This is a genomic window from Streptomyces sp. NPDC002787 (assembly GCF_053592095.1).
The window spans coordinates 27,307-39,223 of the sequence record NZ_JBSFVC010000014.1 but is presented as its reverse complement, the minus strand read 5'-3'; the positions used below and the strand labels follow the sequence as shown (position 1 = coordinate 39,223).

Below are 11,917 nucleotides of genomic sequence, written 5' to 3'. Positions count from 1 at the left end.
GGTGGACAGATGTGCGATCCACCGGCCGTCTGTGCGGAAACCGCGGCGCGAGGAAAAACGCCTGAAGCAACGCTGGACGGAGCGCCTGAAGCAACGCTGGGCGAAGCGCCTGACGGCAAGCCTGACGAAACGCCTGGAAGAAACGCCTGGACGAAGCGGAACCACCTGGGGGAAGTGGTGCACCTTCTTGCGCTCGGGCCGCTCGAACTGTGGCACGGGGGACGGCAGTACCCGCTCGGATCCCTGAAGGAGCGCCGGGTTCTGGCGGTCCTGCTGTACGCCCAGGGCGACCCGGTCGCCGTCGATACGCTCGTCGAACGCGTCTGGGACGACGACGAGGTGCCGGTGACCGCGGTGGAGACGCTGCACACCTACCTCTCCCGGCTGCGCAACCGACTGCGCCGTGCCGTCGGTGATCTGGCGCTGCTGGAGCGGCCGTCCCCACGCCGCTACCGGTTGCGCCTCCAGCAGACGGACGACGTGGACTTCGTACGGCTGCAACGGCTGCGCGACGAGGCGCGCGCGGCGGCCGGGCGCGGTGACCGGGAGTACGCCGTCGGGCTGCTGCACACCGCCGCGTCACTGTGGCGGGGAGAGCCGTTCGCGGAGTTCACCGGCGACTGGGCCGCCTCCGCCCGGGCGCGACTGACCGAGGACCATCGCCGGGTCCGGGAGGAACGCATCCGGCTGGAGCTGGAGCTCGGCCGCCACGCCGATCTCCTGGGCGAACTCCATGAGCTCGTCTCCCTGAACCCGCTGGCGCAACAGGCGGTCGCCACCCTGATGCTGGCCCTGTACCGGTCCGGCCGGGACGGCGAGGCGCTCGCCCTGTACCGCACCACCCGGCTGAGACTGAGCGAGGAACTCGGCATCGACCCCGGCATCGAGCTCCAGGACCTGCAACGCCGCATCCTCGGCCAGGACCCCGCCCTGCGGGAGCACCGCCCGGCGGTGGTCGGGCAGGGGGCGGGCCAGGGGGACGCCGTGCGGGCCGCGGATCGTGCGCCGAGGAGTCCGGGGAGCAGCCTGCCGCGTGACACCAGGGACTTCACCGGCCGCACGAGCGAACTCGACATCATGCTGGCCGACCACGTCCGCGACGGCAACGGGACGGCACTGCCCGTCACGGTGGTGCACGGCATGCCCGGAGTCGGCAAGTCGGCGCTGATCGTGCACGCGGCGCACCGGATGCGCGGGCGCTACCCGGACGGCCAGTTCTACGTGGATCTGCGCGCCTACGGCGACCAGCCGCCCTACGATCCGGCGGACGCCCTGGCCTTCCTGCTGCACACCGTTGGTGTCCCCGATCCACTCCCCGCCACCTTGGACGAGCGGACCGCGCGCTGGCGTGAGTGGACCGCCCGGCGCCGGGTGCTTCTCGTGCTCGACAACGTCCGGGACGCCGAGCAGATACGCCCTCTGCTGCCCGGCTCGCCGGACTGCCACGCGCTCGTGGCCAGCCGCAACAGGCTCACCGAACTGGACGGCGCCACATCGCTGCTCCTGGACGTGCTGTCGGTGTCCGAGGCCGGTGCGCTCTTCGCCCGGATCGCGGGGGCGGCCCGGGTCTCCGACACGGCGGCACTGCGCCGCGTCGTGGAACTGTGCGGCCGGCACCCGCTCACGCTGCAGTTGCACGCGAGCCGGTTCCGGCACCGGGACACCTGGGATCTGGAATACGTCGCGGACCGGCTGGACGGCGCCACCGACCGGCTGGAGGAGTTCGACGAGCGGGTCGCCGCCGCCCTGCAGATGTCCTGCGCCGACCTCGACGCCTCGGCGCGCCGGCTGTTCCGCCGGCTGGCGTTGCATCCGGGCCCCGACATCACCCTGGAGGCGGCGATGGCGCTGTCCGGGGACGTCGAGCCGGGCGCGGTACGCCGTGCGGCCGAGTCCCTGCTGGACCGCCACCTCCTGGACGAGCCGGTCCGGGACCGCTATCAACTCCACGATCTGGCACGCGCCTTCGGCGTCCGACTGGCCCGCCAGGAGGACCCGCCGGCCGAGCGTCGTGCGGCACTGCGGCGGCTGATGTCGTACTACCTCACCGCCGCCGACCGGGCGGACCGGCTCGCCTACTCGCGGCGTCGTCGACGGCACGTCCCGGCGGAGCTGATCGCACCGATCACACCCGGGTTCACCACGGCTGCACACGCCGAGTCCGCCGCTGACGAGGCATCCGTGTGGCTGTCGGTGGAGCGCGGCAATCTGCTGGCCGTGGCCCGCACGGCCGCGGGGGAGTTCCCCGAGTTCGCCGCGCTGTTCCCGCATGTGCTCGCTCACTCCCTCCAGCGCTGGGGCACGCACGACATCACCGCCGAACTGCAGGCCGCCGCCCTCACTGTGCTGCGCTCGGGCGAGGATCGACCGGCCCTCGCCCGGACACTCGTGGAGCGGGCGAGCGTCCTGGCCCGGGAGGACCACAACGCGGCCCTCGCCGCCGCGACCGAGGCGCTCGCGCTGTTCGAAAATCTCGGTGATTCCCGGGGCCGCGCCGACGCGTTGCTCGAGATCGGCCGGGCCCATCTCGGGGCCGCTCGCGGTGAGGCGTGTCTGCGGGAACTGGACCGTTGCCTCGTGCTCTACCGAGCGGTCGACGACCGGCTCGGCATCGCCGCGGCCCTCAACGTGCAGGGCACGGCCCGGGTGCACCGGGCGGAGTACACCGAGGCGACGCACTGCTTCCGGACCGCGCTGGTGATCCACCGCGAACTGCGCGACCGTCACGGTGAGGCGATCGCCTGGAACAACCTGGGGGACATCCGGCTCGCTCTGGGGCTCCATGAGGAGGCCCTCTACTACTACGAGCACGCCTTGGTCCTGATGCACGAGATCGGAGGGAAGAAGGAGCTGGCGATTCTCGACACCAACATCGGTGCCGTGTACTCCGCCACCGGTCAGCCGGAGCGGGCGCTCGCCTGCTTCCGTCGGGCCTTGGCCAGCCACCGGGCGTGCGGGGACGCCATCGGTGAGGTCAACACCTTGATCTCGCTGGGCGATACATGCGCGAGTTCCGGACGCACGGCGGATGCCCTTGCCCACTTCGGGGCCGCGGAGGAGGTTGCCCGGCGTATTGACAATCCGTACGAGCGGCAGCGGGCGCTCCTCGGAATTGCCGACACGCATTACGCGGAGAGGCGGTGGGGCATCTCGCTGGAGACCTATCGGAACGCGCTTTCCATCGCGCACGAGCACAGCTATTCAATGTGTTCGGCGCGGGCACTGGCCGGTATTTCCCGGGCGGGTCTCCGAATGCATGACATCCCGTCCGCCCGGGCTCACGCGGAACGCGCGATGGTGATGTACCGGAGGCTCGGGGCGGACGGGGAGGCAGCTGAACTGCACCGCCTGTTCGACGACTGGGGTGCTACCGGCTCCTGAGAGCCGGGGGGCTCACCAAATGCACTCGGCGTGCGCGGCAGTCATGTTCATGACCCATAGGGCGGCGGTGGCGAGCAGGATGGAAAACGTACGCACTGGTCTCCCGATTCGAGCGAGCGTCCGAAGTTAGGGCGTCTGGTCGACCGACTCGGAAACAGTAGCCCACGTGGCGGGCGTGATTTAACGATTCTCCGTCCCTCTAATGGGTGATTTTTCTTCGAGGTCTATTCATTCTGACTTTGTTTATATGTCGACTCTTGCAGTCGCCGGTCCAGCGCCATCGACAGCTCCGCCTCCGCCACGCTCTTCGCCAGGGGTCGCAGGCGTTGGAGGTCCTCCGGGGTGTGGCCCGGCTGGGTGAGGATCAGGTCGGTGAAGAGGGTGGCCAGGGCCTCGGCGTGTTCGCGGACGCGGCGGCCGGCCGCGAGGACGTCGGCGAGGGGGACGCCCTCGCGGACCAGTGCGGCCGAGACGTCGAGGAGGCGGCGGCTGATGTGGACGATCTCGCCGCCGTCGGTGGCGAGATAGCCGAGGTCCAGGGCGGCGGAGAGGTTCTCCGGGGTCGCCTGGTCGCCGAAGTGGTCGGCGAGTGCCTCGGGGGTGAGGCGGACCGGGACCTCCTCGGTGGGGGCGCCCAGGCCGAGCAGTTCGCCCACGTGGCGGCCCTGGTCGAAGGCCTCGGCCAGCTCGGCTATGCCGCTCAGGGTGTGGCCGCGCTCCAGCAGCGCCGAGATCGTGCGCAGCCGGGCCAGGTGGGTGTCGTCGTACCAGGCGATCCGGCCCTCGCGGCGGGGTGGCGGGATCAGTTTGCGCTCCCGGTAGAAGCGCAGGGTGCGTACGGTGATGCCGGCCGCCTCGGCCAGCTCCTCCATGCGGTACTCGTGTCGCTCGCCGTCTTCTGCCACGCGCGCAGCCTATGTCGTACCGCTGGTAACTCCAGAGCGCCCGACCCCTACCCATCGGTACGGTCCTGCCCTACGCTCCCCACTGCGCCAGTGATTACTGGCGCGGACCTGAGGTGCGGACGCGGTGGGCGCACGCGATGAGGCGTGGAGGTACCGGATGGGCAGGCGCGGGGACGAGGGCGGGCCGGAGCGGGGGCCGCATGTGCGGGTGGCGGTGATCGGGTCAGGGTTCGGCGGGCTCGGGGCGGCGGTACGGCTGCTACGCGAGGGGATCACCGACTTCGTCGTGCTGGAGCGGGCCGGTTCCGTCGGCGGCACCTGGCGGGACAACGACTACCCGGGCTGCGCCTGCGATGTGCCGTCCCACCTCTACTCCTTCTCGTTCGCGACCGACTACGAGTGGCCGCGCGCCTTCTCCGGCCAGCAGCACATCCGGGCCTATCTGGAGCATGTGACGGATGTCTTCGGGCTGCGGCCTCATCTGCGCTTCGACTCCGAGGTGTTGAGGATGGCCTGGGACGGGGAGCGCTTGTGCTGGGAGATCGAGACCAGCGGCGGGCGGTTGTCCGCCGATGTCGTCGTCTCCGCGACCGGGCCGCTCTCCGACCCGAGGATCCCGACCGAGGCCGAGCTGCCGGGGCTCGGCTCCTTCCCCGGCAAGGTCTTCCACTCCGCCCGCTGGGACCACGGCTACGACCTGCGCGGCAAGCGCGTCGCGATGATCGGTACGGGCGCCTCCGCGGCCCAGATCGTGCCGGCGATCCAGCCCGAGGCCGGCCGGCTGACCCTCTTCCAGCGGACCCCGCCCTGGGTGCTGCCGCGCGTCGACCGGCCCATCGGCGGCGTCGAGCGGTGGCTGCACCGGCAGCTGCCCTTCACCGCGCGGGCCCGGCGCGGAGCGCTGTGGGGCATCCGGGAGTTGCAGGTCCAGGCCTTCACCAAGCGCCCCAAGGTGCTGGGCGTGGTGGAGCAGGTGGCCAGGCGGCATCTGGCCCGTGCGGTCAAGGACCCGGACCTGCGCGCCCGCCTCACCCCCGACTACCGCATCGGCTGCAAGCGCATCCTGTTGTCCAACTCCTACTATCCGGCGCTCACCCGGCCGAACGTCGACGTGATCACCTCCGGGCTGGCCAAGGTCGACGGCTCCACGCTCGTCGCCGCCGACGGGTCCACCGCCGAGGTCGACGCGATCGTCTTCGGCACCGGGTTCCATGTCACCGACCTGCCCATCGCCGACCGCGTCGTGGGCGCCGACGGCCGGACCCTCGCCGAGGCCTGGGCCGACCGCGGGATGCGGGCACTGCGCGGGGCGTCGGCCGCCGGGTTCCCGAACTGGATGACGATCATCGGGCCCAACACGGGCCTCGGGAACTCCAGCATGATCCTGATGATCGAGTCCCAGCTCAACTACCTGGCCGACTTCGTACGGCAGTTGGACGTGCTCGGCGGCCGGGTCGCCCTCGACGCCCGGCCCGCCGCCGTGGATGCCTGGAACGAGCGCGTGCAGCAGCGCATGGAGCGCACGGTCTGGAACACCGGTGGCTGCACCAGCTGGTACCTCGACGCGAACGGCCGCAACACCACCGTCTGGCCGGGGACGACAGCTGAGTTCCGGAGTGCGACGCGGCGGGTCGACCTGAGTGAGTACGAGGTGCTGCGGGTAGCTCGGCCGCGTACGGAGGAATCCGGCGGGGCGAGGAAGAGCGGTACGGAGGAATCCGGCGGGGCGAGGAAGAGCGGTACGGAGAAGGTGGAGGCCGGAGCGTGACCCGACTGACCCATGTGAAGCACGGGCCCTACGCGCCGCCCGTCGCCGTACGGGAGTTGGCGGCCGAGTCCGCCGACGGGGCGCGGCTGCACGTCGAGGTCCATGGGCCGGAGGACGCCCCGGTCGTGGTGCTCGTGCACGGCTGGACGTGCTCGACCGCGTTCTGGGCGGCGCAGATCCGCGAACTCTGCGTCGACCACCGGGTCGTCGCCTACGACCAGCGCGGCCACGGCCGCAGTCCCGCCTCCCCCGTGTGCAGCGCGGACGCCCTCGCCGACGATCTGGAGGCGGTGCTCGCGGCGACGCTCGCGCCGGGCGAGAAAGCGGTGCTGGTGGGGCACTCCATGGGCGGGATGACCCTGATGGCAGCCGCCGGGCGCGCGGGATTCCGGGAGCACGCGGCGGCCGTTCTGCTGTGCAGCACCGGCAGTTCGCGGCTGGTCACCGAGTCGCTGGTCGTGCCCCTGCGGGCCGGGCGGGCACGCACCTGGCTCACCCGGAAGATCCTCGGCTCCCGGGCGCCGCTCGGGCCGGTCACACCGATCGCCCGGCGGATCCTCAAGTACGCGACGATGGGCCCCGGTTCGTCGCCCGTGATGGTGGAGGCGTGTGCGCGAATCGTGCACGCGTGTCCGGCCAAGGTGCGCCACGCCTGGTCGCACGTCCTCGACACGCTCGATGTCGACCACGGCGTACGGGAGTTGACGGTGCCGACGGCCGTCGTCGTCGGCACGGCGGACCGGATGACCCCGCCCGTGCACACGCGGACCCTGGCCGCCGCGCTGCCCGATTGTGTGGGCGTGAGCGAGCTGACCGGCGTCGGGCACATGGCGCCGGTGGAGGCACCGGAGGCGGTCACCGCCCGGATACGCGGGCTGGTGACGATGTACGTACGTGCTGGGCGGGACGAGTTGGAGGAGGCGGGCGCATGAGTAGGGGCAGCACCCTTGAGGGGCGGGTCGCGGTCGTCACCGGGGCCGCGCGGGGCGTCGGGGAACTCCTCGCGCGCAAGCTCTCGGTGCGCGGGGTGAAGGTCGCGCTCGTCGGGCTGGAGCCGGACGAGCTGAAGCGGGTGTCGGAACGGCTGTACGGCGAGAGCCAGTACTGGCACGCCGACGTCACCGACCACGAGACCATGACGCGGGTCGCGGCCGAGGTGAAGGAGCGGTTCGGACGGGTCGACATCGTCGTCGCCAACGCGGGCGTCGCGAACAGCGGGCCGTTCGTCGACTCCGACCCCGACTCCTGGCGCCGCGTCATCGAGGTCAACCTCGTCGGATCGGCCGTCACCGGGCGGGCGTTCCTGCCCGCGCTGATCGAGAGCCGGGGGTATCTGCTGCAGATCGCCTCCCTCGCGGCGATCACCCCGGCGCCGATGATGACGGCGTACTGCGCGTCCAAGTCGGGCGTCGAGGCGTACGCGCACTGTCTGCGGGCCGAGGTCGGGCACCAGGGGGTCGGCGTCGGGATCGGGTATCTGTCCTGGACCGACACGGACATGGTGCGCGGGGCCGACAAGGACGAGGCGCTACGGGAGTTGCGGGAGCGGCTGCCGTGGCCGGCCGGCAAGACGTATCCGCTCGGGCCGGCCGTCGACCGGCTCGTCGCTGGGATCGAGCGGCGGTCCAGCCATGTGTACGGGCAGTGGTGGCTACGGGGGACGCAGGGCGTACGGGGGTATCTCCCGGGCCTCATCGGGACGTTCGCGCCGCGCGAGGTGCGGCGGATGGAGCCGCGGCTTCGCGGGGTCGCCAAGGGGCTGGTGGGGGCCGGCGGGGCGGCGGACGAGCGGACGCGGGGGGTGGGAGCGCCGGGGTCCTGATCACCGGGCGTTGACCGAGCGTTACTGATCGAAATGCGTGGGATGTCCGCCCGTGTTTGTCTGGTTGAGCCCCGATCCCCTCACCCACTACGGGAGTGAATCCACATGGGCATGAAGGACCAGTTCCAGGACAAGGCCGAACAGCTCAAGCAGCAGGCCAAGCGGAAGTCCGGCCAGTCGCCGGAGGAGTCGCGTGGGCGTTCCCCCGAGGAGCGTGCGCGGCAGGAGCGCGAGCGGTCGGCTCAGCGGCCTGGCGAGCGGGAGCGCGAGCGGTCGGCTCAGCGGCCTGGCGAGCGGGAGCGTGAGCGCACGCACGGGCAGCCGGAGCGTGGTGCTCAGCGGCGGGACGAGGAGACCGAGCGGTTGATGCGGGACGAGGAAGACCGGTTCCGGCAGGACTACGACGCGTAGCCGCTGCGCTGGGCTTGGCCGGATGCGTGGGGCGCCCTCCTTTTTTTGGGGGTGCCCTGCGTTTTTGTTTGCCTTTTTGGGTGCGTTGTCGGGTGCGGGTGGGTGGGGGCTGGTCGCAGTTCCCCGCGCCCCTTCGACGCTTCGCGTCGTTGCGTAGTTCCCCGCGCCCCTATAGTGCGCCCCTTTCAGGGGCGTTTCGGGAGCTTCGGGCGGGATCTGTTGGGGGTGTTCGTGTAGTCCGGAGGGGTTGCCGCTGGGGTGGTGTGGAGGAGGTTCAGGGCCAGGGTCACCGCGGCGGCCAGTTGGGTGTGGCGGCCTTCCGCCCAGTCCAGGGGGGTGCGGAGGGTTTCCAGGTCCGGGGTGACGCCTCTGTTCTCGATGGTCCAGCCGTACGCGTCGAACCAGGCGGCGTTCATGGGGACGGTGATGACGGTGCCGTCGCCGAGCTGGTGGCGGCCGGTCATGCCGACGACGCCGCCCCAGGTGCGCTGGCCGACGACGGGGCCGAGCTCGAGGAGTTTGAAGGCCGCCGTGATCATGTCGCCGTCGGAGGCCGTCGCCTCGTCCGCCAGGGCGACCACCGGGCCGCGCGGGGCGGACGAGGCGTACGAGACCGGCTGGGCGTCCCTCGTCAGGTCCCAGCCCAGGATCGTGCGGGTCAGTTTCTCCACGACCAGCTCGCTGATGTGACCGCCCGCGTTGCCGCGTACGTCGACGATCAGGGCGGGCCGGGACACCTCCATGCGCAGGTCGCGGTTGAACTGGGCCCAGCCGGAGCCGCCCATGTCCGGGATGTGCAGGTAGCCGCAGTGGCCGCCGCTCAACTCCCGTACGACCTCGCGGCGTTTGGCGACCCAGTCCTGGTAGCGCAGGGGGCGTTCGTCGACGAGGGGGACCACGGCGACGCGGCGGGAGCGGCCCGCGACCTCCGCCGGAGTGAACGTCAGCTCGACGGTCGTACCGCCCGCGCCCGCCAGCAAGGGGTACGGGCCCGTCACCGGGTCCACCGGGCGGCCGTCGACGTGGGTCAGGACCGCGCCCTCCCGGATGCCCGTGCCGGCCAGGGGGGAGCGGGCCTTGGAGTCGGACGAGTCGCCGGGGAGGATGCGGCGGACGGTCCACCCCGCCTCCCGGTGGACGAAGTTGGCGCCCAGCAGGCCCTGGCGGCGCTGGTAGTGGGGCGGGCCCTCGTTGCGGCGCGCGGCGGAGACGTAGGCGTGCGAGGTGCCCAGTTCGCCCAGCACCTCCCTGAGCAGGTCCGCGAACTCGTCGGGGGAGGCGACCCGTTCGACCAGGGGGCGGTACTGGTCCAGGACGCCGTCCCAGTCGATGCCGCTCATCCGCGGGTCCCAGAAGTACGCGCGGATCAGGCGGCCGGCCTCCGCGTACGACTGGCGCCACTCCGCCGCCGGGTCGACCTCGTGCATCACGCGCCGCAGGTCGATCCAGACGGTCGAGTCGCTGTCGCCGGCCTCGGTCGCGGGGACGGCCCGCAGATCGCCCTCGTCCACGACGACCAGCCGTGAGCCGTCGCCGCTGACCGCGAACCAGTCCAGGTGCTCGACGAGTTCGGACTTCTTCGCCTTGCTGATGTTGAAGTACTCGAGGGTCGGGCGGCCGGTCATGTCGTCCGGGTTGGCGAAGGTCTCGCCCAGGGCGCCCGAGATCGGCCAGCGCAGCCAGACGAGGCCGCCGCCCGCGACCGGGTGGAGCGCCGAGTACTTGGAGGCGGTGACCGGGAAGGGCGTGACCCGGTTCTCCAGGCCCTCGGTCTCGACGGTCACCGTGCCGCCGGTGTCCTCGTCCTCGGCCGGGTCCATGCCCCCGGCCACCGGGCGGCCGTCGGGGTTCAGGGCGAACGGGGAGGGTGTGGCGGAGGAGAGGGGGACCAGGTAGGGGCGGCAGCCGAGCGGGAAGGAGAGGTCGCCGGTGTGGACGTCGTAGACCGGGTCGAAGCCGCGCCAGGAGAGGAAGGCGAGGTAGCGGCCGTCGCGCGTGAACACCGGGTTCTCGTCCTCGAAGCGGCCATGTGTGACGTCGACGATGTGCCGGTCCTTTATCCGGGCCATCTTGATCTGGCGGAGCGTGCGGCCGATGCCCGGGTGGGACCAGGTCAGCCAGGCGCCGTCCGGGGAGAAGGCGAGGTCGCGGACGGGTCCGTTGAGGGAGGTGATGAGTTCGGTGACCTCGCCGTTCGATTCCTCGGTGGCGTCGAGGAGGAGCAGGCGGCCGTCGTTCGCCGCGATGGCGAGGCGTTCGCCTTCCGGGTCCGCCACCAGTTCCAGTACGCGGCCCAGGTCGCCGGAGGCGAGGCGGCGGGGCTCGCGGTCGCCGGTCGCCCGGGGGAGGTAGGCGATCTCGATCGCGTCCTCGCCGTCCGCGTCCGTCACGTACGCCACCTGCCCGCCGGAACCGAGCATCTCCGGCAGCCGGACGCGGACGCCCGGGGTGTCGGCGATGGTCCGGGCGGGGCCGTCGCGGTGGGTCAGCCAGTACAGGCTGCCGCGTACGACGACCGCGCTCGCCCGGCCCGTGTCGTCGACCGAGAGACCGTCGACGTGCTGGGCGGCCGGCACCTGGTACGGCCGCCGCCCGGTGAGCGAACCGCCGAGCCGTACGTCGAGCCGGCGCGGGACGGCGTCGGGGGACAGGTCGTCGACGAGCCACAGGTCGCCCGCGCACTGGTACACCACCCGGGAGCCGTCGCTCGCCGCGTGCCGGGCGTAGAAGGTGTCGTGATCGGTGTGGCGGCGCAGGTCGGAGCCGTCGTACGCGCAGGAGTAGAGGTTGCCGACGCCCTCGTGGTCGGAGAGGAAGGCGATCCGGCCGCCGACGAACAGGGGGGAGTGGAGGTGCCCGTCGAGGTCGGCCAGCAGCCGCTCGCCGTGCAGCCAGAGCCGGCCCGTGGCACCGCCCCGGTAGCGCTTCCAGGAGGCCGGTTCGTGGGGCGGGGTGCCCGTGAGGAGCAGGGTCCTGCGCTCGCCGTCGATCTCGGCGACCTGGATGTCGGAGACCGGGCCCCAGGGGAGCTTGCGGCCGGGGTCTCCGTCCGTGCGGACCTTGTAGGCCCAGGTGTAGTACGAGAACGGCTCGCCGTGCGAGGCGACGGCCAGGATGTCCGAGCGCCCCTCGGCGTCGGATTCAGGGGGCGTCCAGCCGCGGACCTCGGTGTCGGGGCTGCCCCAGTGGGTCAGCCGGCGCGCGGGCCGGCCGCCGTCCACGGGGGCCAGATGGATCTCCGGGACGATGCTGCGCCAGCTCGTGTACGCGATGAGCCGGCCGTCGGGCGAGAAGCGCGGGCCGGCGACCTTCGTACGGTCGACGGTGAGCCGCCAAGCGCGCTCCGAACCGTCGAGCGGGGCCAGCCACAGGTCGTCCTCGGCCACGAAGCAGAGGCGGTCGCCGCTGAGGTGGGGGAAGCGGAGGTAGCCGGAGGCTCCGGCGGTGGTGTCGTCCACCTCGCCGCCGGCTGCCCGCTCGTACACGTCGCTCACCTCCCCATGCTTTTACGCGTCGGAGGGCGCGGCAACTCGTGAAACCGGCCGACGACCGACGACCGACGACCGACGACCGACCGGCGCACGGCCGGACCGGCGGACCGGCGGACCGGCGGACCGGCGGACCGGCGGA

7 protein-coding genes are annotated in these 11,917 nt (G+C 71.9%); 5 read left to right on the top strand and 2 right to left on the bottom strand.

Annotation, left to right across the window (positions count from 1 at the left end; translation table 11 throughout):
• Positions 1–174 precede the first annotated feature (174 nt).
• Entirely contained in the window at positions 175–3,381 is a 3,207-nt protein-coding gene (locus ACWD26_RS20505) for an AfsR/SARP family transcriptional regulator (RefSeq protein WP_451271960.1), read from the top strand.
• Between the two features lie 224 nt (positions 3,382–3,605).
• On the opposite strand, the gene ACWD26_RS20500 is transcribed toward ACWD26_RS20505, so the two are convergent.
• Positions 3,606–4,286, bottom strand: coding sequence for a MerR family transcriptional regulator (locus ACWD26_RS20500; protein ID WP_451271958.1), 681 nt, complete (start codon positions 4,284–4,286; stop codon positions 3,606–3,608).
• Between the two features lie 157 nt (positions 4,287–4,443).
• On the opposite strand from ACWD26_RS20500, the gene ACWD26_RS20495 reads away from it, so the two are divergent.
• From ACWD26_RS20495 to ACWD26_RS20480, 4 genes are all read left to right on the top strand, one after another.
• Positions 4,444–6,054 (top strand): flavin-containing monooxygenase, encoded by a 1,611-nt coding sequence (locus ACWD26_RS20495; RefSeq protein WP_451271956.1) that lies wholly within the window; start codon positions 4,444–4,446, stop codon positions 6,052–6,054.
• Positions 6,051–6,986, top strand: a complete 936-nt coding sequence (locus tag ACWD26_RS20490; RefSeq protein WP_451271954.1) for an alpha/beta fold hydrolase — start codon at positions 6,051–6,053, stop codon at positions 6,984–6,986. Before ACWD26_RS20495 ends, ACWD26_RS20490 begins: the two co-directional genes overlap by 4 nt.
• Entirely contained in the window at positions 6,983–7,876 is an 894-nt protein-coding gene (locus tag ACWD26_RS20485; protein ID WP_451271952.1) for an SDR family oxidoreductase, read from the top strand. The genes ACWD26_RS20490 and ACWD26_RS20485 overlap by 4 nt, the downstream gene beginning before the upstream one ends.
• Before the next feature lie 105 nt (positions 7,877–7,981).
• Positions 7,982–8,287, top strand: coding sequence for a hypothetical protein (locus tag ACWD26_RS20480; RefSeq protein WP_451271950.1), 306 nt, complete (start codon positions 7,982–7,984; stop codon positions 8,285–8,287).
• A gap of 185 nt (positions 8,288–8,472) precedes the next feature.
• On the opposite strand, the gene ACWD26_RS20475 is transcribed toward ACWD26_RS20480, so the two are convergent.
• A complete protein-coding gene (locus tag ACWD26_RS20475; protein ID WP_451272330.1) occupies positions 8,473–11,772 on the bottom strand; it encodes a S41 family peptidase in 3,300 nt (1,099 codons plus the stop codon).
• Positions 11,773–11,917: the final 145 nt, after the last annotated feature.

Excerpts from the sequence above, each read along its gene's own strand:
- ACWD26_RS20495 (WP_451271956.1), top strand. The coding sequence starts at position 4,444 with ATGGGCAGGCGCGGGGACGAGGGCGGGCCGGAGCGGGGGCCGCATGTG.
- ACWD26_RS20480 (WP_451271950.1), top strand. The coding sequence starts at position 7,982 with ATGGGCATGAAGGACCAGTTCCAGGACAAGGCCGAACAGCTCAAGCAG.
- ACWD26_RS20485 (WP_451271952.1), top strand. The coding sequence starts at position 6,983 with ATGAGTAGGGGCAGCACCCTTGAGGGGCGGGTCGCGGTCGTCACCGGG.